The following is a 20,989-nucleotide window of genomic DNA, read 5'->3' on the forward strand; positions in this document are numbered from 1 at the left end:
AAATGAATTACGTAAAATTTAAGCTATGACAAACGCAGCGGCGGCAAGGAAAAGTAAGCCCGCCAGTAAATTCAAAGTCGGCGAACAGGTCATCTATGACGGCGTGTTTTTCCAAATAATCGGTATGAAGCAAACAGGCTTCGGCAATACCTACAAATTGGGCGGCCGTATCGGCTACGTATCGGAACACTTGTTATCCAAGCCAAAAAAATAGGTGGAACACCTGAACTATCTCTCGGGAACTTAAAAGAAAGAAAAAGCGGTGAAACTGCAAGTTTCTGTAGCGTGCCTATAACATGCTACAATTTATGACAACCCTGTCAGTACTCTAACTTACCTTCCCTGCCCTATCAACTTACGCAGGACGATAATTAACCCCTTAATCATTAACCCTTTAAATCCATTGCTATGGCATTCTATGGACGCCGCCGGAGACGTTTCCGCGGTTCATTCGGTGGCGCTGGCCGCGCTATCAACAAGGCTAAAAGCCGCGCTAGGAGTTTGGGCCGCCGTTTGGCCCAGCAGAAACGGACAAACAAGATGTTGACCATCGGCGCGCTTGCGGCCGGGGCATTCCTTTTACTTAAAAAGAAGTAATCAATGAGACGTAGACAAAACTGGCTGCTACTGGCAGCGGTGGCGGTTGCCACCTACATTTTCAAGGACAAGATAACCCCGTTTGTTAATCAAATCAAAGACAAAATCCAGTAACCATGTTAGCGAAATTAAACGAAGGCCGTAACGGCACAATCAGTAAACGTACCTTGGATGGCTTTTTGGTGTCCGTCAACTTGGTAGCCGCGGCGAACAACACGGTACTGGCCGCCACGCAATACGGTACGGGTACAGGCTTCGATGCAAGCCAGGTCAATTTCAAGGTTATCCTACGGCGCGGCGGCAAGGAGTTTGTTGTCATGCACGATAACCTGGGTATCCTTGGCGCGTTCAACTCCATCCTGAACGGCGGCAAAAACTGGTCACTCGGTACCGACATCGTGCGTCCCGCCTCCGCCGCTAAACACCATTCAATACGTACCCTGTTCCTCGGATTGGGCGGCCATCTGAATTTAGCCACGGGCGACGAAATTTATTTCGAGGTCAACGTTGGCCGAAACTCATTTGGTAGCGCCATCGATTCTAACCAAAGCTACGTGCAGATTAACCCGCATTATAGCATCGGCAAGGAGGTTGGTATATTCGTGACCCGTTCCAATGTCATCCAGCAGTCGGCGACACGTGAGGCCGTCAACCTCGGGGATGCCGTTACGCGTATCGCGTTCCTGAACATGGAAGATACGGGCGTATCCAACCAGATTATACAGAACCTGAATTTTTCGAGTGACCGGGTCGACGGCTCTTTCAATTTCGCGGAACTCATTGCGTTGAACGATATTTGGTTCCGTAATAGTCAATGGTTGAAGTATTTCGACTACGCTTCCGGGGGCTCCGATGTGGATAGCTACCAGCCTGCCTACCCGCAATCGTTCGTGTTCCACAACGAGGAAGCCGTTGACAATTGCAGTGTCGATATCACTTTCGACCCTTCGAAGGTCAACGCGCAAAAGAACTATATCGTCTACCAAAGTTTCCTTTCAAGCAAGGAAATCATTGCGAAAGCAGCGGCGATGAGCGAAAAGCATGCGGCCGAGAATATTTCAAAGCTGCCCGTTACGCTTTAGGATTAACCAATGGTAGCGGGTAAGCCCCGCTACCCTAATTTTGGATTTATGGATTTTCTTAATTTCGCCACTGGCGGTTTGCCAAGTATGCTGTCTTATAACGGCAACACGCCCGTGACCTCCCCCGCCGTCAATGCGAATCAAAACAAAGGGATTGATAATGTTGCCAAGATTTTAGGTCTTGTAGGTAGTCTTGGTAACTCGGCTGCAAATGTGATTTCGGCGATTAATGGCAATCCCGTAAATACGGGTAATGCGTACGGCGGTTTGGCTACTGGTAATATGAAGGAAGGTTATACCATTAACGAGGTCGAGGTATTCCCCAAAAGTTCCAATTCGCTTTTATCGGCTTCGTTGGAACACAAGGTAGACACAAAGCCCCTGTGGCTGCTTGGCGGCGCTGCCGCTGCCCTGTATTTCCTGACACGTAAATAATGTTTAAGTGGCTCGGGAAAAATATCGGCTATATACTTAACCCGCTTAGCTTGATTGTGAACCCGCCCAATAAGGCAAAGAATGATTTGCAGTCGCAGGCAAAAAAGAACTTGGAAAAATATATAGCCGAGACTGGAAAGCCACCGCCCACGGGCACGCTGTTGGCTATGCAGGGTACGCAGCCCGTTGGCAGTATTTTGAACTTTGGCGGCTTTTCCGTATCGAATGATGCAAACAACCCGTTGAAAGGGCAAACGGGCATGGCTGCGTTTGTTACAAGTTTGGATAAAAGCAAAGGAAACATGAACGTGTCTAGCGTGCTGTCCCCTGAAATCCAAAAGGCGAATAGCTTGGCATTGACGAAGGCAACGAAGGAATTGGAAATTCAGGATAGCAAGGAAAAGGTGGCAAAGGTCGACAAAGAGATATTGGAGACCATCAGTCCCACGGTGACCGCTGCCGGGAATAGTGGAAACAACGGCCTAGCAATCGCCGGATTGGCGTTGCTCGGTCTATTCTTCATCGCAAAATAACTTACAAATGAGAATTACGGAATTTGCATACGGCATCATCGAGCGTTTCGCACCCATGTCGGAAAAATCGGCTGTTGAACTTAAATCCGATGCCATGGGTTGGTACAACCAAACAGAACTTGAATTGAAAAGCATCGATGACATAAAGAAAGCCAATGCGCTTTTGCAGTCACGTATCGATGCAACGGATGATGAGGAGCAGAAAGAGGATTTGGCGACCCAGTTCCAAAAAGTCCCCAAGGAAAGTTTGGCCCATAAGGTCGTTAGGCTCGGCGAAAACTGGGTATCCCGCACGTTGCTCGCCATCCTGTTCATCTATATCACACCTAAGATTCAGGAGTATTTGAACCCGACCAGCCGGCCGGATGCCGATGCGGATGATGAGGACTATGAAGATTGATTTTAATGGGCGATTGTCCAAAATTATGGACTTTGGCCCATGATTCTGGGGCGGGGCAATTCCCGCCCCTTCCCTATTTTACGTGATTATGAGAAAATTGAATATCAATCTGCTGGTTATCGGCGTGTTGGCGTTCCTGTCCGTTTGGATTGTCAAATGGTTGAAGGATTTCAAGGTTGCCGATTTGGGCGAAACGTTCGATATGACATCGAGCGAGTACAAAACGGCCGCAAGCAAGTCTATCGCCGCCGTGGCCAAGGACAATGCGGTATCCGAACTGGCCAAGACTTCGCGGATAATCAATATCGCGAACCGCATTGCGGACCTTACCTACGGATGGAAAAAGCTATCCGATTGGTTCGGCAAATCGCAGATGGCCGATGTTTTCAATATGGTTTCCGCGCTTGGTAACGAGGAATTGCGTGCCGTTTATGTAGCCTATGGCGTACGTATAACAGGTCAGGAATTTGAAAACTTTGGCATGGGTAAGAAAACGTTTACCGATACGTTACTGACGTATTTCGAAGGACACGAAACGTATTACAATGGTATAAAGCAACGTTTCCGCGTTGCTGGCTTAATTTAGAGGTTATGTCGTTTTTTTCATTTAATAGGCCTACTAAGAAATTGGTAGAAGGTAAACGTTATAAGATTGTAGATTCAACGAGGAGGGTATATTATGGGGTGTTTGCTGGTATGGAGTTTGGCAGTTGTTTGTTTATAAACACGTGGGATTCGTTGACGAAAAGAAATGGGGGTAACCTTTATTTTCACTTTCGTCAAGCAAAATTTTATCCGGTAAACTCCAGTTCGCGCGGGTATAGGAGGTTTTAACCATGGATAGCATCAATTTTGCATATGAGCGCGGTGTTAATGAATTTAACATCTACTCCCCTGCCTATATCCGTTCATTTCTAGCGGAAAACTATTCCCGGATGAAAGTTAAGAGCGTCATACCGTATAGTTTCACTGTTGGCAGCGACAACAACGGCGAGGACCTGCCGAAGGACTACCACATACCCAATAGCCTGTTTTTCGGGTTTTTCAACCTGTCGGTGAATCCCAACGACAATGCTTTGCAGCCCGAAAAAATCGAGATTCAATACCGTTCGTATTTTAACATCGAGCCGTATATGAAGCGGATAACGCGCTATGTAGAGCAGGAAAATCTTATCAACGAAAACAGTCAGTCGATTGAACTTTTCGACCTGTTGGAGTTGAATTTTGAAAGCACGAAGTACGACACGTATTTTACTTTTGTTGGTTATAAAATAGACATTCTTTAGCCATGGGTATAGCATTTCAGAAGTTAAACGGCGCCGGAACGGTGCCGGGTGCCCAATTGGAGCAATTGGAGCAAATAAACCAAATGATTGGGGATTCGGGTTTCAAACCCGAGATATGGAAACTGGCGCGTATGTTTGCGCCGGACGTGACCCTTACCCCTGTCCAGTTCGTCGTTGATTTGAGCCGCGATGTTGAAAGCGATTTTGCCGATTGGTCGGATGGCAATTTATATTACGGCAAATGGTCGTATGCGTTCAACTTCAATTATCCGATGTCCGACCATTCCAATTACATCAAGTATGTAATCTTGGAATTTTTCAAGGACGGCGATATCCAGCAACGTTACCGTGACGGCGCTATGGGTGATTCCAATTACCCGATGCAATCGCAGCGCGGCGAGTTCATTGGCTTTGCGGATTTCATCCGTATTCGACGTAGCAGCCGTTTGACTGAGGGCTGGAATTGTGTTATTGAATTTCAGGGATTTGTTTTGGGTGAGGGCGGCGGGGTGCCAGAAAGCCCCTATGTGTCAAGTAAATTAAGTTATCCAAGTGGAAGCGGTACTAGTAATTATTTCAAATCGTTTCTTGTCGATGTTGATGGGGTCGGTGACGTGTCATTAGGTGTTAGTGGTAAGGTTTTTGAATATTATTCGAGTTTGAAAATATCTCCGCCTTTGGATGCAAATTATGTTGATTCTTATTTATCGACGTTAGGTAAATTTCCTACCGAACCCTTTTTAGATGAAAATAGGGAACTCGTTATCGATGAAGATTCTGTTTATTTCGATGAAGATTTGTTGTTAGATTTCCGTTATTTCTTTTCAGGTCACGAAGTTATTGTTGAGGATGTGCTGGATGATTTGATTGCGGTTGGTCTTATAGGTTCGAAGGGGGAATATAGGTTTTTGCCGGATGGTTCTGCTCCAATAGCTATGCCTAATTCCGTTTGTATGGGGCCTTATCATAGCGATGGTAAGTTTTGGTATTTTGTGGATTTAAGCAGCGATGTAGCTGTGTATTTGGGCGGTCAACATACGCATACTAATTATGTTTTAGAATCCCATGTTGTGGACAATGGCGATGGAACGTATCGTAGATATATGGGCACTGAACCGAATCAATGGGCCACTTTCAAATTATTTTATGAATAGCAAATACATAAGCCTAGTAGACCGCTATTCCGGCAATTCGGACGTTTTTTTTCGGTTCCTAAATCAATCCGCGTCCAATCTTGGTATCCGTGCCGAATGGCTGGCCGATATAATCTACTTGGAAAGCGGTTTCAATCCCAATGCAAAGAACCCTAACGGCTCGGCCTCCGGCCTTATCCAGTTTATAGAAAGCACGGCTAAGGAACTAGGTACAACCACCGCGGCCATTAGGCAGATGACCAACGTCCAGCAGCTGCCATACGTCGAAAAGTATTTCAGCAACTGGTTCAGTCGGTTGGGCAAGCCTAAAGATGGATTCGAGCTTTACGTATTGGTGTTTTACCCCGCTTGGTTTAATAAGCCCGACGAAAGCAGGTTGCCGGACAACGCGTATAAGGCCAATAGGTCCATAGACGCGGACGGAAAAGGATTCATCACCAAAGGTGATTTCAGGAAATGGTACGGTAAGCGTCTGGGCAAGGCGGTGGCCACAACGACTACACAGGCGATAAAGAACATCGGAACTTTCGTTTTTATCGCTGCTGCGCTTGCGGCATATAAATTAATCCGGCATTGAACTTTAACGGATAACGGTTAAGCCGTCCATATCCGTGGGCGGCTTTTTTTGTTCACTTAAATTTTTTTGGATTATGGAATACGGACTATTTCTATTGGCCGCGCTGGCCCTTGCGTTCATCGCCGCCGCGGTCCTTCGTATGTGCAATGATATAGGTTACATGCGTATCGGTAACATCGACGAAAAACACAGGGTGTTTCTGTTCAAGATGAACCCGAAAAGCCAAACCGTTTTCGAGTGCCGGGAAAGATGGTACGACCATCAAAAACAGGCGTATGTCTTGGTGGTCAATGACGGCACGTTCAGGCACCGTTTTTACGTCCTTCCTGTGGATAGTATTTATATAGTCGCGTATGCTCCCCTATAAGAAAACACCTAACCAGTTGAGTTACGGCGAAATCATAAAGATGGGCGACGATTTCTTTTCGGTTGTGTCCGTCGAAGACCATTGGGGATTTTGCCGCGTATTCGTGAAAGGCCATACCTGTAGCGGCTTTTACGAATTGGATATAGACAGGATACAGGTATTGGACATTCATGCAAACTCATGGCCCGAAAAGCAATCATGATAACGCTCGTCGATGACGAGGTTACTGCCGAAACCGCGCATAATATAACGGCGCTGGAATTGGCCAAGGTGATAAACACGCTGACCAATCTCTATTTCAAGAAAGCGTTCAAAATCACGGAAAAAACGGATAAAGACAATGAATTTAAATAAAGAGTTTCTTTGCGTATTCACACCGAAACAAAGAAGCGCCTACGGACATCGTAGGCGTTTCTTCGTAAGTCCCTATAGTTTGCCCATGTACGTTGGCCGTCACAACGCAAAGATAGCCATTGAAAAGGCTTTAAATTCCCTGACCGATAAAACTACCGTCCGGTTCAGAAAGTACGGTAAAATCGATTTTTACGTAAAATAACTTTTATTATGTCTCGCAATTCTTTAGTAGAGGGCCGCAAGGTTTGTGTTAAGTGTGGCGCTAAGAGGTTGGCCGTTCATATGTATTATTTTGAATGGCCTCACGGTAATTATGGTTCTTGGTGTTGTGGAAATTGTGCGCGCGGCTTTTATAAGCTTCCGCGCGTCCATTTGCCTAAAGCTGTGCCGTACGGAAATGGTTATCAATATCAAACATTGAGAATGATTAAAGAACGGATTGATGAATCTTCGCGCACTCCGTTCAGATATTCCCTGGACTAAAGTCTAAAATTTTGGACTTTAATCCAGGCTAATTAATCAAACCTATACTATCTCTCGAAAAATGATTGACACAGTCCATTTTAGAATTAAGAATTTAAACAAGTACAATGCAATCGTTAATCAACTTTCTACTACGTCCAAAAAAGGACATACCGAAATCGAGGTCAGCCGTTCTATGGCTGAGACTAAAGAGGCTTCCGGTATTCGTTCTGTATTATTCCATGACTATGATAATATTATGCCTATTACTCGTAGGTCTGATATCTTTATCCCCTCTAGTCATTATAGCGTATCTTATTCGGTGAACTATCACAGGGATTTCATTGATTTTAACTTATCCCTCCCGAAATACCAGTTCGGCACCAATATTTTGCAAGCCATCAATTACTATGATACCGATTTCAAGGCAACTTACTATGTGGTTATTAACTTCTTTGATGACTTTTTCAAAAAGGTGCTCATACATACGCCGGATTTCCAAGATGTGGAGGTCCGGCGTATAGACTTATGCTATAACCAGTTTTTTGTTGATAAGGCGCAAGCCCTGTCTTACCTCGACAAACAGAAAGGTTTGGCCGCAAAATACGCACGTAGCAGCAAAAACAACTATCGCAGCTATGATACCAGCTTGATGTACGTAACTGGCCGCTATTCATTCAAGATATACCACAAAGGGACCGAATTTGAAAAGCATGATAAAAGGCAGATATACAAGGCAGGCAATCCGAAAGGTTATGATGTGGATAATCTCCAGTATCAAGCGGACCGCATATTGCGGTACGAAATGACGTTTAGGAATACGATGCTTAACTACATATTCAAGCAGGACATTGTCAAGAAAAACGAGCCGCACGACTTCAATACGCTGGCAAAGATGGCCAGGTTGAAATATGGTCGTAGGTTCAATCAGTATGTTGATGACTATCTTTCCAAAACACTTTCGTTCACGCTGAAAAGCAAGTGGCAGGATATCAAGGGCGCGAAACGCTACGAAGATTATTTCAATGAGTATGATTTGCCGTTTGACAGCCACCTATTTAAGCACGTTTACAATCGTTTTTGGCAAAAAGTCAAGGATTACCAATTGAATATCCGTATGTCCATCCATGACGTTATGAAAAAGATTGACGAAAACGAGTTGATAAACGAGACTAAAAACACGTTGCGTAAAAAGCGGAAGGCCAACCCGCAAAAAACGCGGCTTATCACGCTGGCCATGCTTAGCCAATACATGGATATTGCGAATTTGAAAAGTGTTATAGATGAACGTACGTTGTACAGGTATAAAGCAGACTTGAAAAAGTTGGGCATTAACATGTACAATGCCAACGACGATATTCCGCCCCCTCCTATTGATTATCAGGAATACAAATTTTATTTCGGTAAATGGCATCAATCTGTTGATAATAAGATATATTTGCAGGACAATACTATGCTACCTAATAAAAATTTTTATGGCTAAGGTTTTAGATACGACTGGAATTAATGCGGAGTTAGTAGACCTTTTAAAGAGTGATTTGGATAATGTGGTTTTGATATCACCTTATATAAAAGGCACTAGTCATATTTTTGATGCCCTTAAGTACCGTGATAGTAAAGGTCTTTTTACGACTATTATATTTAGGAGAGATGAGTTGAAACCGGATATTATTGATAGTCTAAGGAGGTTTTCGTTTGTAAACTTAAGGGATTGCGAAAGGTTACATGCTAAGGCTTATTATAATGCCAATAGGCTGATAATGTGTTCAGCTAATTTATATGATAATTCATTGGCGAATAATTTTGAATTGGGTATTGTTGTAGATGTCGTACTGGATGCTGATTTGTATCGAGATTTTAGACAGCAAGTAGATTTTATTTATCAAGCTAGTTCTAAGTATAAAGGCAAGTCTATTTTCAGTGATATTTTTTCGATAAAAAAGCATGCTGGCTATTGTATCCGTACTGGTCAAAAGATTCCGTTCAATCCCGAAAAGCCATTTTGTGCGGACGCGTTTAAGTCATGGAGTAAGTACAGTAATGGCGATTTTTCGGAAAAGTTTTGCCATTACAGTGGCGAACCGTCGAACGGCCAAACCAGCTTTAATAAGCCTATCCTTTCCAAATACTGGAAAAAAGCAAAGGAGCAATTTAAATCTTAACTTATGAGGATTCAGGATTTACACGGCCAAATTAAGTCCGTGGAATTGTTTACCGCTATTAGGCGGTTTAGTGAAATATGGGTATCCGGCCGTGCCGACGGTTCGACCTTGGATACTATCCTATCGCGTTTTAATGGCGATGTGCCCGGATTTGAGGCATTCCATAACACGTGGACCGACGAAATTGATTTGTACGACAAACGCGAACGCTACAAGGTCGTTCGCAGTTTCAAATGTTGACATTTGGAAATTTCATGTATTATACTTATAATTGTCTATCTCTTAGCGGAAACCCCGCGCGTATTTAACATAATATGGGAATACCCTCCCCTATTTGCGTTATGTTAAATAGTAAATTCCGATAGGCCCTATCAATCGATTTGACCTGCAAGTGGCAAGTCAAACAGGTGCTTAATGAATCGACAACTATATGCAGCTTACAGCTGCATATAGAAAATCTGGCAAACAATAATAGTTTTTAATCTATTGGATTGTTTATTATCATCAATGCCGCTACAGTAAGATTATTTCGTGCATCAATGAGGATGGCGCCGCCGTTTGTTTTGTTGGATGCATAACGATCGAAAGCCATCGGTTCAGCACTTTTAAAATGGATTCTGCCAATATCGTTCAATCCAAAACTTTCGCTTGCTGACTTTTCCAATGTTTCGATATCAACACGGTAAATGATATCCTGTATTTTTACTTTGGTCGTTTTCCCGTGTTGCTGCAATAAATAGGTTTGGTTGACATCAAGCGGCTTGGTATCCATCCAACAAATATCGGATTCGAAATTTTGTGATAACACCGGCAGTTCGTCTGCTTTTACAAGCATGTCTCCCCTACTTATGTCAATATTATCTGCCAAATGTACAACTACCGACGCCCCATTTTCAGCGGTTGGTAAGCTCTTCGAATCCAGCTCGATACGTGTAACGGTGCTGGTAAATCCCGAAGGCAAGGCAACAACTTGGTCTCCTACTGTAAATGTTCCGCCTAGAATGCGGCCAGCGTAGCCGCGATAGTCCGGTAGGTCGGCCGTTTGCGGTCGGATAACCCATTGGACGGGAAACCGCGCCTGCTGAGTTTCCGCTTGCCGCTTAACCTCCACAGTTTCCAGGAATGCCAACAACGGACTGCCCGTGTACCAAGGAGTATTCGGCGAAGGGGTGGCAATGTTATCGCCCTTCAATGCACTCACCGGGATATAATCTATTTGTGTAGCGGCCATGCTTTCGGTCAATCGTTCATAATCGTTTTTGATCTTCTCAAATACCGCTTGGTCGTAATCGACCATATCCATTTTATTGATACATACAAGGATGTTCGGGATGGCCAACAAGGATACAAGGAACGAATGCCGACGGGTCTGCTCCACCACCCCTTTGCGGGCATCGATTAAGATAATGGCGAGGTCCGCATTTGAGGCCCCCGTCACCATGTTGCGGGTGTATTGGATGTGCCCCGGCGTATCGGCAATAATGAATTTACGTTTATCGGTGTGGAAATATTTATAAGCCACGTCGATTGTAATACCTTGCTCCCGCTCTGCTTTCAGACCGTCTGTCAGGATGGCCAGGTCCAATGTGCCGTCATCGTTTTTCCGATTGGCACGTTGTATTGCCTCCAATTGGTCATCTAATATGGAGTCGGTATCGTATAACAGCCTACCGATCAAGGTACTTTTTCCGTCATCTACACTACCTGCTGTTATGAATTTCAATAGATCCATGTTGGATTTTTTTTGTTTGAATTTCTGATTCTGTTTCTGTGTAAGTGGGCGTGGGCGTGGTTAGAAGTAACCGCCTTTTTTCCGGTCTTCCATAGCCGCTTCCGATACTTTATCATCCATCCTCGCACCACGTTCGCTGATGTTGGACAACTGGATTTCTTCGATAATATGATCAATGTGGTATGCTTCAGATGGCACAGCAGCGGTACAGGTCATGTCGCCCACGGTCCTGAACCGTACTTTAAGCCGTTGCACTACGTCTTCATGGTCCATACTCAGGAATTCCGCAGCTGCCATCAACTGTCCATTACGGGTGATGACATCGCGCTCGTGGGCGAAATAGATCGATGGTAATTTGATTTTCTCCCTACGTATATAGTTCCAAACATCCAGCTCCGTCCAATTGCTAATCGGAAATACGCGCACATTCTCCCCTTTATGAATGCGTCCATTATAGATGCTCCATAATTCGGGGCGTTGGCGTTTGGGATCCCATTGCCCAAATTCGTCCCGAACGGAGAAGATACGTTCCTTCGCCCGTGCTTTTTCCTCGTCGCGACGGGCACCACCGATGCATGCATCAAATCCATTTGCAAATATCGTATCCAGTAGTGTGGTGGTTTGCAATGGATTGCGGCTGGCATTCTTTCCGGTTTGTTCAACTACTTTCCCCGCATCGATACTGTCTTGCACATAGCCCACAATCAGTTCTTCCTGTAGTTCCGCTATCAATTCGTCACGGAAGGCAATCGTTTCCGGGAAGTTGTGCCCGGTATCGATATGCACCAATGGGAAAGGGAATTTCCCCGGCCTGAATGCTTTTTTTGCAAGGTGAACCAATGTAATTGAATCCTTCCCGCCCGAAAACAACAGCGCCGGCTTTTCGAACTGTCCAGCCACCTCCCGCAATATATATATGGCCTCAGCCTCCAAATGGTCTAAATAATCCATGTTTGTTGTTTCCTCTATTTTCTTATCGTTATTAACCCAATAATCATTAAATCTAAAAATCTCCCCCGATCACGTAGCATGTAAGCCACATTCTTTCTTACTCCTATCCTCCCACCACCAACGGCCTGCACGGAAGTCTTCCCCCTCTCCCACAGCCCGTGTGCAGGGCGCACAGCCTATGCTGGGAAACCCTTTGTCATGGAGGGGGTTATAGGGTATTTGATGCTTTTTCACATAATCCCACACCTCTTCTTCCGACCAATGGTATATCGGATGGACCTTGATGAGGTCGTGGCCCGCATCCCATTCAACCTGCGTCATGCCTTGCCTATTATCAGACTGGGAAGCCCGGATACCTGTTATCCAACATGCCGCTCCATCCAAAGCGCGTCCAAGAGGCTCTATCTTGCGGATACGGCAGCACTCCTTCCTGTTTTCAACAGATTCGTAAAAACTGGCGGGTCCCTTTTGGCTGATCAGTTGTTCCACCGCCTGCGTATTGGGAAAATAAGTGTCTATCTTTTTGTTATAAATTTCTAACGTACGGTTCCATACGTAGTACGTCTCGCGGAATAACCGTCCTGTTTCGAGCGTAAAAACACGTATCGGTAAATTGTTGCGGAAAATAATATGCGTGATGACCTGATCCTCTATTCCGAAACTTGTGGAAAAAACCACGCGCCCCGGGAAACGGTCAGCAAGTGAAGCCAACGCATCGGATACGGCTTGCCCGTCTACAAGGGTAGCTATTTCTGTTGTCTGTGCGTTCATTTTTTCTCCTGTGATGCTAACAAAGACGCCGTGTGCGCATTGAGTGTTCTCACCTTATCGGTAAAATCACCTTTCAGCAAATCCCGAAGTTGCCCCATGTATGTCAACGTCTCGTCGATTTCCTCCGGCAAGGCTTCATTCAATATTTCCTTGATCCTTTTTGCAATTGTAGGCGATTTTCCGTTTGTAGATATGCCGAGTTTCAGGTTTCCTTTCTTTACAACCGATCCAAGGTAGAAATCGCACAAGTCCGGCTTATCTGCTATATTGATCAATAGGTGACGCCTACGGCTTTCGTTGCGGATGTGCGCGTTTAATTCCGCATTGTCCGCTGCCACAAAGACCACATCTACCCCCTCCAAATCGGCATCTTCAAAAACCCGCTCGTGCAGGATAACCGACGGGTAACCACGGGTAAAATCCCTTACGGCCGCGCTGATCTCTTTGGCGACAATTTTAATCGCCGCATCGGGGCTATTACCAAGTAATGCTGCAAGCTTTTCCAATGCCACATTCCCACCTCCCACGAGAAGCGTGCGCAGTTGGTTCAACTGCAAGAAAACGGGAAATAGCAGATTGCTTACATGTTCGCTCATACGGCTATTGCATTTTCCTGTTCCCGCTTCACTCCGTAGTGCGCATGCTTGGCTACCACTTCGCCGATAATAATCACCGCCGGAGCTCCTATCTGTTGTGCCCGGGCCGCCTCTACGATGTCATCCATGGCGCCCAATGCGATTTTCTCATCTGGCAGAGACCCGTTCTGGATAACGGCAATGGGCAGTTTCCCACGCCCGGCATCTTGATAAATACGAGCGATTTCGGGTAATTTGTTCAACCCCATGAGTACGACCACGGTGGCATCTGTTTGGGCAGCTGCGTAAATATCTTTTGAAATCGAGCCCGCCGTGGTGGCACCCGTAATCACCCAAAAGCTTTCGCTGATACCGCGGTAAGTCAATGGAATCCCCTGCAGCCCAGCCAGTGCGACGGCACTGGAGATGCCCGGTATTACCGTCGTCGGGATATTGTTTTCTGCCGCATGGTCCAATTCCTCCCCCCCCCGTCCGAATACAAAGGGATCACCGCCTTTCAAGCGGACCACATGCCCATTTGTCCGTGCCAGCTCAACCATCATTTGGTTAATTTCCAGTTGACTGAACGTATGGTGGTTTGCCCGCTTCCCTACGAAAATCCGCAAGGCATGTTTAGGCACATAATCAAGTAATTCTTCATTAACCAAGGCATCGTAAAGTATAGCATCTGCCGAGGCCAACGCTTTCAAGCCTTTCAAACTGATCAGGTCGGCATCACCAGGTCCGGCCCCTACCAGCGTTATTTTTGGTTGTCTGTTCATTTCGTCGTTTAGTTACTACTCGTATGCACACGCCGGAAAACGTTGCACTAGCCGTTTGCTGCCTCTGTCACGGATCGTTTGGCGAAGTTTGCTTCGTGGAAGTCGATCGCCTTCGACAAGTATTGCCGGGCGAACGATTCCGAGGGCTCGTGCTTGTTGATTTCGAGCACTTGATTAGCAAACCCTCCGGGGATGGTAAATTCACCCGATTCGACAAAGTTTTTCTCAAAGTCGTTAATGATAGCAATCTGCGTACTGCTGTGGATGCCCTTCTCGAGCAGTAAAGCCTTCGCTGCGCTGATATACATGCTATAGGTGTGGTATATCGCGTCGGCAAACGCTCCCGCAGCGTAACTTTGGTTGGCCCAATCGAGCTTTTCTTCCGCTTCGAAAAGCAATACAGAAACCAAGTCGACTACTACCCCGGCGCACTCGCCCACACCAATTGCTTGTTCATAAGTATCTTGGTGTCCCCAATCGACAAATTCATCCGCTACCAACGTGGAGAGATCGGCTAAAGGTTTCAACATCCGGTAGAAATAATCCTTGGTTTGCCGCTCGAAATAATCATGGAAATATTCAGCGGGAAGCGCGTTGGACGAAAAATCGTCCAACAGCAAACGGACTGCCTGGACCACCCGCTTGGATGGAACTTTAATCACCCGCTCGGCCACCCGACCCAGTCCGTCGCCCAAAACACCGCCGCCTAGCATCACCTGTGCCGCCGGCACCACCTTTCCCTCAGCTTTCAAAGAACTGCCATGTAGGCCGATATGCGCGATTCCATGCTGGCCACAAGAATTCATGCAACCACTTATTTTGATCTTGAGGTCCCGATCGTAAACGAGTTCTTCATACTCTTCGTATATCAACGATTCCAATACCCTAGCCATTTCCGTGCTGTTGGAAATGCCTAGGTTACATGTGTCCGTACCGGGGCAAGTGGTCACATCCGCAACGCTATCGAACCCAGGCTTCGCGAAACCTATTTTAAACAATATATTGTAAATATGTGGGAGCGACTCCTCGCGCGCAAACTTTAGAAGGAGTCCCTGGTTCTGTGTTACACGTATCTCGTCGGCCACATGCCCGCGAATACCTGCAAGCAACACCCTTGCCTTCTCAGTGGGCATGTCGCCGGTCGGCACCTTTACGTTGATTGCGTAAAAACCTTCTTGTTTCTGCGCCCACACATTGGTTTTCCGCCAGATTTCGTAGGCGACCAGATCCACTACAGGTGCTATCTCAATCGGAGCCGATACCGGAGGGGCAGGCTGCGGTACAGCATCGCGGTCGATCGCAAATGTTTTCACTTTGCTAGCCGTCTGTTCTTCCTCGATCAGCCGCTTTACTTCTTCGAGTCCAAGTTTTTGTATCAAGTATTTAAACCGGGCTTTATTTCGGTTGTTCCGCTCACCATACCGGTCGAATGCACGCAATACACTTTCGGAATACGGTATCAGCTGGTCCTCGGGTAAAAATTCATGCACCACATGCCCGGCCATCGGCTGCGCTCCTAACCCACCTCCCAATATCACCCGGAAACCGCGCTCTTCGGAACCATTTACTTCGCGGGTCCGCGGGATAAATCCAAGATCTTGCCCGAATGCAAAGGCCGTGTCACGGGAACTGGATGAAAAGCCGAACTTGAACTTCCGCCCAAGTTCCTGGCAAATCGGGTTGCGCAGGAAATAAGAGAACGTGGCATGGGCATAAGGGGATACATCAAAGGGCTCCTTGGGATCGATTCCCGCTTCCGGTGATGCGGTGACATTCCGCACCGTATTGCCACAAGCTTCGCGGATGGTGATATCATCCTCGGCCAGTTTAGCCCATAGCTCCGGAGTCCGATCCAAGCTGACAAAATGAATCTGGATATCCTGGCGCGTGGTAAAGTGCAGGTTGCGGATGGCATACTCATCGGAAATATCCGATATGCGGAGCAACTGCTTGAAAGTCACTTTACCGAAAGGCAATTTTATCCGCACCATTTGGACGCCAGGTTGCCGTTGCCCATAAATGCCCCTCGCTAGCCGCAAGCTTTTAAATTTCTGTTCTGGTATTGACCCGTCCCGAAACGCCCTTATTTTGCGCTCAAGCTCGATGATTTCCTTTTCTACGACCGGGTTTTCCAGTTCGGTCCTAAAACTCTGCATGGATGTTGTTTAGCTAATTTAAATGGGAGAAATCGCTCTATATCCCTTTACTCTACACTCTTATCAACGACGGGCGATTACCTGTGCCCGCCTTTATATGGATGCAAATATACCTAATGTATATAGAAATAGTAGTTTTAAAATGAAAATTTGACAAAGGAATTAGCTATCGTTCTAAAAAACAGCTAGTTGAATTTAAGTTGGTTAGTTTCCCAACTCCGACATGAATTTGATCCGCATCAATTGGATTTCCTCGTAGGTATAGTCATCGGAACCCAGATCGCGCAGTGCCTGATCCACGGAGTCAATCTCTGCAGCCCGGAAATAGTCGAAAACTTCATCCTGCCGATCTTCGTCGATGAGCTCATCTACAAAATAACCCAAGTTCAATTTCGTGCCGGAGTTTACGATAGATTCGACCTCTTTTAATAGGTCTTCGTATGTAATCCCCTTTGCATGAGCGATGTCCTCGAGTCCGATTTTACGGTCGATATTCTGGATGATGGAAACCTTGAGTGCCGATTTATTGGCGGTGCCTTTAATGACTAGGTCCTGTGGCCGATCTATTTCGTTCTCGTCCACATACTGCTGGATGAGTTCGATGAATTTACCGCCAAACTTAAGCGCCTTCCCAGCCCCAACGCCGTGAATCTGTTTGAGCTCGTCGATGGTAACAGGATAGTGCGTACACATTTCGTCGAGGGACGGGTCTTGGAAAATAACAAATGGAGGCAACCCTTTTTGCTTGGCGATTTTCTTGCGTAATTCCTTCAGCATCTTGAGCAGTTGCGTGTCCACAGCTCCACCGCCTTGTTGGGTCGGCTCGTCGCCGCCGTCTTCCGCTGCCGCTTCCATGGGTTTATTTAGAATGAACTTCAAGCCATACGGATTGCCGATATATCGCTTCCCCGTGTCGGTAAGCATAAGTAACCCGTAGTGATCAATGTCTTTCGCCAAGAAATTATTTAACACCGCTTGGCGGATAAGTGATTTCCAATAGAGGACACCGCGCTCTTTTCCGCTTCCGAACAACGGATGTACATCGTGTTTATAAGATGATATGGGCTGGTTATTCTGTCCGATAAATACGTTGATGACATGATGGTCATCAAACTTCTCTCCTTGCTCCTGGATAAACTTCAATACATCCAACAGCGGTTCTTCGGCGTCGAAAGCCGTCTGGTCGGCACTGCAATTGTCGCACATGTTGTTGCAACCCGTCTCGTCGAAGTTCTCACCGAAGTAATGGAGTATCTGTTTACGACGGCATACCGAAGATTCGGAATAATCAATAACTTCTTTAAGTATCTGCGTACCGATTTCCCGTTCCGATACGGGCTTGTCTTTCATGAATTTGGTCAGCTTCTCGATGTCCTTTTCAGAATAGAATGCTAAGCAATGCCCCTCGCCCCCATCTCGTCCGGCCCGTCCGGTTTCCTGATAATATCCCTCCATACTCTTAGGGATGTCGTGGTGGATAACGTATCGCACATCTGGTTTGTCTATTCCCATGCCGAAAGCTATGGTAGCCACAATAACCTCCACATCTTCCATCAGGAATTTGTCTTGCGTATCCGCCCGTGTCTTGGCATCCAAACCCGCGTGGTACGGCAATGCCTTTATCCCGTTTATATTCAGTACTTCTGCAATCTCCTCCACTTTCTTCCGGCTGAGGCAGTAAATGATGCCCGATTTTCCCGAATTATTCTTGATGAAGCGGACGATTTCCTTTACAACGTTCCTTTTAGGCTTTACTTCATAAAAAAGATTCGCCCTATTGAAAGAAGATTTGAACAGAGTGGCATCGTTCATCTGCAGGTTCTTACGGATATCCGATTGCACTTTGGGCGTAGCGGTCGCCGTCAAAGCGATCACCGGTATCCCCTCCCCTATGGAGTTGATAACTGATCGGATTTTGCGGTATTCCGGCCGGAAGTCATGCCCCCATTCCGAAATACAATGCGCTTCATCCACCGCAACGAACGATACGGTGATCAGCTTCAGGAACTCCACATTTTCGCTTTTCGCCAACGACTCGGGCGCTACATAGAGCAACTTCGTTTTGCCTGCCACCACATCCTGCCGCACGCGGGTGATGTCACTTTTGTTTAAAGAGGAGTTTAGGAAATGGGCAATGCTATCATCGCCACCAAATGAGCGTAGTTGATCCACCTGGTTTTTCATCAGGGCAATAAGAGGCGATATGACGATAGCTGTCCCCTCACTCATCAATGCCGGCAATTGGTAGCATATCGACTTGCCGCCGCCGGTGGGCATAATCACGAACGTGTCTTGCTTCTGTAGGATGTTGGTGATTATCGCTTCCTGATCGCCCTTAAATGTATCAAACCCAAAAAAATCCTGTAGATTGTCAAATAATCTTTTCTCTATTTCCATTGCGCTTTCGCAAAAATTCAGATAGACTGATAACCAAAGAATGCCCAAAATAACATATTTTTGCGCATATCAGTATCTAAAATTAGAAAATATATTTGTGATTAACAATCCAAAACAAAAAAATATTACATGAAGCATTTGTCTACTCTTATAAGCCAATCGGTTGCAGCGAGGCAGCGGATAAGCATGATGCCCACGTACGCTGATGATGGTTATGGATACATCAATAAAATGCCTATATTATGCACGGAAATCTGACGGCTGGAAGCCGACGGCATAGTTAACAAAAGAGAGAAGAACAACACATGAAGAATTATTACGCCGTAATCATGGCAGGCGGTATCGGCAGCCGGTTTTGGCCGGTGAGCCGTACCCAGTTGCCCAAACAATTCATCGATATGCTGGGCACCGGGAAGACGCTCATCCAAACAACGTATGACCGTTTCCGGAAGATAATCCCCCAAGAGAACATCTTTGTGGCCACGAACGAGTCGTATGCCCACCTGGTGCGCGAACAGTTATCGGAACTCTCTCCCCAGCAGTTGATACTCGAACCGATCATGCGGAACACGGCACCCTGCATTGCCTATGCCAGCCACAAGATACAGCAATTGAATCCCGACGCCGTTATGGTCATTGCACCGGCCGACCATCTGATCTTGGAACCCGATGTTTTCCTGGCTGACGTAACCAAAGGCCTCGAGTGTGCCGAAAGCAACGATTGGCTCATCACCCTCGGCATCAAACCTGCGCGTCCCGACACAGGGTATGGATATATCCAGTATGGTAAAAGTGCTGCCGTACAAGGCTTCAAGAAAGTGAAGACGTTCACGGAGAAGCCAAGTATCGAATTGGCGACGACGTTTTTGCAAAGTGGCGATTTCCTCTGGAACGCCGGAATCTTCATTTGGTCAGCTAAAGCGATCATCAAAGCGTTTCAAAAGTATCAGACGGAGATGAACGAAGTATTTAAGGAAGGAGCGGAAGTATACAACTCTACCCGGGAGGCAAAATTTATTTCTGGAGCATTTGTCCGTTGTGTTAATATATCGATTGATTTTGCCATTATGGAAAAGGCCGACAACGTATTTGTGTTGCCAGCAGATTTCGGATGGTCCGATCTGGGCACTTGGGCCTCTATATATGAATTGTCCGAAAAGGACTACCTCGGCAATGTATCCTCTTCTTCAGAAAATGTAATTGCATACGACTCGTCGAATTGCATGATCCATGCGCCCAAAGATAAACTTGTCATTTTAAAAGGCCTCAACAACTTCATCGTGGTGCAATCTGACGACATATTAATGATTTGCCCGAAAGACGAAGAACAGGGAGTTAAGGAAATTGTATCTGATGTAAAAGGGAAATTTGGCAGTAAGTATATCTGACATGAATTATTAAGACAGTGCGGAAATCCGCGTTCAAATGCTTTGTTAATGGATTCAGGATTCGTAAAGACCGAAATAAACTCAACGGGGCTAGCCGTGATTACGTTCGGGCACCCTGCGCATAATTCATTGCCTTCCGCCCTGTTATCGCAACTTGGTGAACATATTCAATCGGCGGCGACGGTACCAGCCGTGAAGTTGATTTTGCTACAAAGTGCCGGTGACCGTACGTTTTGCGCAGGGGCAAGTTTTGATGAATTATTGACGTTGGCAGACGAAGGCGCAGGGAAGGTTTTTTTTTCCGGATTTGCGCGGGTTATCAACGCTATCCGGCAATCACCCAAGTTCGTTATTTGCCGAACCCAAGGTAAGGCGGTGGGCGGTGGCGTAGGCCTCATGGCGGCCTGTGATTATTGTTTTGCTTCCGAAAATGCGGCTATCAAACTCAGTGAAATCAGCATCAATATCGGCCCGTTTGTTATCGCGCCGGCATTGGAGCGTAAAATCGGCCTTTCGGCATTTACGATGCTTTCTTTAAATCCGACCACTTTTTTCGATGCGTATTGGGCCCAACAGCATGGTCTTATCCACGCCGTATGGCCCACCGCCGCGGAGGTGGACGTGGCTATCGAGCAATTTTGCAGCCCGTTACTCAACAAAAGCGTAGAGGCACTCACGGCACTCAAACGTACGCTATGGCAGGGCACCGACCATTGGGAGGTGTTACTTTATGACCTGGCGGCCATTAGCGGTAAGCTGGCACTCAGCGAAGAGTCGAAAAAAGCACTCCGACAATTCAAACAAAGAACGTCGTAAAAAACGACCCTG

Annotated in this window: 25 protein-coding genes; 18 read left to right on the forward strand and 7 right to left on the reverse strand. The window is 46.3% G+C overall.

Annotation, left to right across the window (positions count from 1 at the left end; genetic code table 11):
- Window positions 1-25 precede the first annotated feature (25 nt).
- From ACEVG1_RS12575 to ACEVG1_RS12650, 16 genes are all read left to right on the forward strand, one after another.
- Window positions 26-214, forward strand: coding sequence for a hypothetical protein (locus ACEVG1_RS12575; protein WP_374744027.1), 189 nt, complete (start codon window positions 26-28; stop codon window positions 212-214).
- 194 nt (window positions 215-408) lie between these two features.
- Window positions 409-597, forward strand: coding sequence for a hypothetical protein (locus ACEVG1_RS12580; protein WP_374744028.1), 189 nt, complete (start codon window positions 409-411; stop codon window positions 595-597).
- 116 nt (window positions 598-713) lie between these two features.
- Entirely contained in the window at window positions 714-1,679 is a 966-nt protein-coding gene (locus ACEVG1_RS12585; RefSeq protein WP_374744029.1) for a hypothetical protein, read from the forward strand.
- Between the two features lie 48 nt (window positions 1,680-1,727).
- On the forward strand, window positions 1,728-2,114 hold the full coding sequence (locus tag ACEVG1_RS12590) for a hypothetical protein (RefSeq protein ID WP_374744030.1): 387 nt from the start codon (window positions 1,728-1,730) through the stop codon (window positions 2,112-2,114).
- Complete coding sequence (locus ACEVG1_RS12595; RefSeq protein ID WP_374744031.1) at window positions 2,114-2,647, forward strand: hypothetical protein; 534 nt, start codon at window positions 2,114-2,116, stop codon at window positions 2,645-2,647. Before ACEVG1_RS12590 ends, ACEVG1_RS12595 begins: the two co-directional genes overlap by 1 nt.
- Before the next feature lie 7 nt (window positions 2,648-2,654).
- Complete coding sequence (locus ACEVG1_RS12600) at window positions 2,655-3,047, forward strand: hypothetical protein (protein WP_374744032.1); 393 nt, start codon at window positions 2,655-2,657, stop codon at window positions 3,045-3,047.
- 88 nt (window positions 3,048-3,135) lie between these two features.
- A complete protein-coding gene (locus tag ACEVG1_RS12605) occupies window positions 3,136-3,633 on the forward strand; it encodes a hypothetical protein (protein ID WP_374744033.1) in 498 nt (165 codons plus the stop codon).
- Between the two features lie 250 nt (window positions 3,634-3,883).
- Window positions 3,884-4,333 carry a hypothetical protein gene (locus ACEVG1_RS12610; protein ID WP_374744034.1) on the forward strand — a complete coding sequence of 150 codons (450 nt, stop codon included), beginning with the start codon at window positions 3,884-3,886 and terminating at the stop codon, window positions 4,331-4,333.
- A gap of 2 nt (window positions 4,334-4,335) precedes the next feature.
- Entirely contained in the window at window positions 4,336-5,487 is a 1,152-nt protein-coding gene (locus ACEVG1_RS12615; RefSeq protein ID WP_374744035.1) for a hypothetical protein, read from the forward strand.
- Entirely contained in the window at window positions 5,480-6,064 is a 585-nt protein-coding gene (locus tag ACEVG1_RS12620; protein WP_374744036.1) for a transglycosylase SLT domain-containing protein, read from the forward strand. The genes ACEVG1_RS12615 and ACEVG1_RS12620 overlap by 8 nt, the downstream gene beginning before the upstream one ends.
- Window positions 6,065-6,137: 73 nt before the next feature.
- Window positions 6,138-6,431, forward strand: a complete 294-nt coding sequence (locus tag ACEVG1_RS12625; protein WP_374744037.1) for a hypothetical protein — start codon at window positions 6,138-6,140, stop codon at window positions 6,429-6,431.
- Window positions 6,418-6,633 carry a hypothetical protein gene (locus ACEVG1_RS12630; protein WP_374744038.1) on the forward strand — a complete coding sequence of 72 codons (216 nt, stop codon included), beginning with the start codon at window positions 6,418-6,420 and terminating at the stop codon, window positions 6,631-6,633. Before ACEVG1_RS12625 ends, ACEVG1_RS12630 begins: the two co-directional genes overlap by 14 nt.
- The gene (locus ACEVG1_RS12635) at window positions 6,630-6,785 is read left to right on the forward strand and encodes a hypothetical protein (RefSeq protein ID WP_374744039.1); all 156 of its coding nucleotides are present in this window, start codon (window positions 6,630-6,632) and stop codon (window positions 6,783-6,785) included. The genes ACEVG1_RS12630 and ACEVG1_RS12635 overlap by 4 nt, the downstream gene beginning before the upstream one ends.
- Window positions 6,786-7,329: 544 nt before the next feature.
- Window positions 7,330-8,730: a phage/plasmid replication protein gene (locus ACEVG1_RS12640; protein WP_374744040.1), complete on the forward strand. Its 1,401-nt coding sequence runs from the start codon at window positions 7,330-7,332 to the stop codon at window positions 8,728-8,730.
- Window positions 8,723-9,409, forward strand: a complete 687-nt coding sequence (locus ACEVG1_RS12645; RefSeq protein ID WP_374744041.1) for a hypothetical protein — start codon at window positions 8,723-8,725, stop codon at window positions 9,407-9,409. Before ACEVG1_RS12640 ends, ACEVG1_RS12645 begins: the two co-directional genes overlap by 8 nt.
- 3 nt (window positions 9,410-9,412) lie before the next feature.
- Window positions 9,413-9,649: a hypothetical protein gene (locus ACEVG1_RS12650; protein ID WP_374744042.1), complete on the forward strand. Its 237-nt coding sequence runs from the start codon at window positions 9,413-9,415 to the stop codon at window positions 9,647-9,649.
- Window positions 9,650-9,887: 238 nt separating this feature from the next.
- Here the strand turns inward: ACEVG1_RS12650 and ACEVG1_RS12655 are convergent, their stop codons facing one another.
- From ACEVG1_RS12655 to recQ, 7 genes are all read right to left on the reverse strand, one after another.
- Entirely contained in the window at window positions 9,888-11,141 is a 1,254-nt protein-coding gene (locus ACEVG1_RS12655) for a sulfate adenylyltransferase subunit 1 (RefSeq protein ID WP_374744043.1), read from the reverse strand.
- Window positions 11,142-11,201: 60 nt separating this feature from the next.
- On the reverse strand, window positions 11,202-12,110 hold the full coding sequence (cysD, locus tag ACEVG1_RS12660) for a sulfate adenylyltransferase subunit CysD (protein ID WP_374744164.1): 909 nt from the start codon (window positions 12,108-12,110) through the stop codon (window positions 11,202-11,204).
- Between the two features lie 51 nt (window positions 12,111-12,161).
- On the reverse strand, window positions 12,162-12,863 hold the full coding sequence (locus ACEVG1_RS12665; protein WP_374744044.1) for a phosphoadenylyl-sulfate reductase: 702 nt from the start codon (window positions 12,861-12,863) through the stop codon (window positions 12,162-12,164).
- Window positions 12,860-13,459 (reverse strand): bifunctional precorrin-2 dehydrogenase/sirohydrochlorin ferrochelatase, encoded by a 600-nt coding sequence (locus tag ACEVG1_RS12670; RefSeq protein WP_374744045.1) that lies wholly within the window; start codon window positions 13,457-13,459, stop codon window positions 12,860-12,862. Before ACEVG1_RS12670 ends, ACEVG1_RS12665 begins: the two co-directional genes overlap by 4 nt.
- Entirely contained in the window at window positions 13,456-14,220 is a 765-nt protein-coding gene (gene cobA / locus ACEVG1_RS12675) for a uroporphyrinogen-III C-methyltransferase (RefSeq protein ID WP_374744046.1), read from the reverse strand. Before cobA ends, ACEVG1_RS12670 begins: the two co-directional genes overlap by 4 nt.
- 47 nt (window positions 14,221-14,267) lie before the next feature.
- Window positions 14,268-16,376, reverse strand: a complete 2,109-nt coding sequence (locus tag ACEVG1_RS12680; protein WP_374744047.1) for a nitrite reductase — start codon at window positions 16,374-16,376, stop codon at window positions 14,268-14,270.
- A 204-nt stretch (window positions 16,377-16,580) separates the two neighbouring features.
- The gene (gene recQ, locus ACEVG1_RS12685; protein ID WP_374744048.1) at window positions 16,581-18,773 is read right to left on the reverse strand and encodes a DNA helicase RecQ; all 2,193 of its coding nucleotides are present in this window, start codon (window positions 18,771-18,773) and stop codon (window positions 16,581-16,583) included.
- A 305-nt stretch (window positions 18,774-19,078) separates the two neighbouring features.
- On the opposite strand from recQ, the gene ACEVG1_RS12690 reads away from it, so the two are divergent.
- Window positions 19,079-20,161, forward strand: coding sequence for a mannose-1-phosphate guanylyltransferase (locus ACEVG1_RS12690; RefSeq protein ID WP_374744049.1), 1,083 nt, complete (start codon window positions 19,079-19,081; stop codon window positions 20,159-20,161).
- 48 nt (window positions 20,162-20,209) lie between these two features.
- Window positions 20,210-20,977: an enoyl-CoA hydratase/isomerase family protein gene (locus ACEVG1_RS12695; protein WP_374744050.1), complete on the forward strand. Its 768-nt coding sequence runs from the start codon at window positions 20,210-20,212 to the stop codon at window positions 20,975-20,977.
- Window positions 20,978-20,989 lie beyond the last annotated feature (12 nt).

The sequence above is a fragment of the Parapedobacter sp. 2B3 genome, assembly GCF_041925275.1.
Taxonomy (GTDB): Bacteria; Bacteroidota; Bacteroidia; order Sphingobacteriales; family Sphingobacteriaceae; genus Parapedobacter; species Parapedobacter pyrenivorans_A.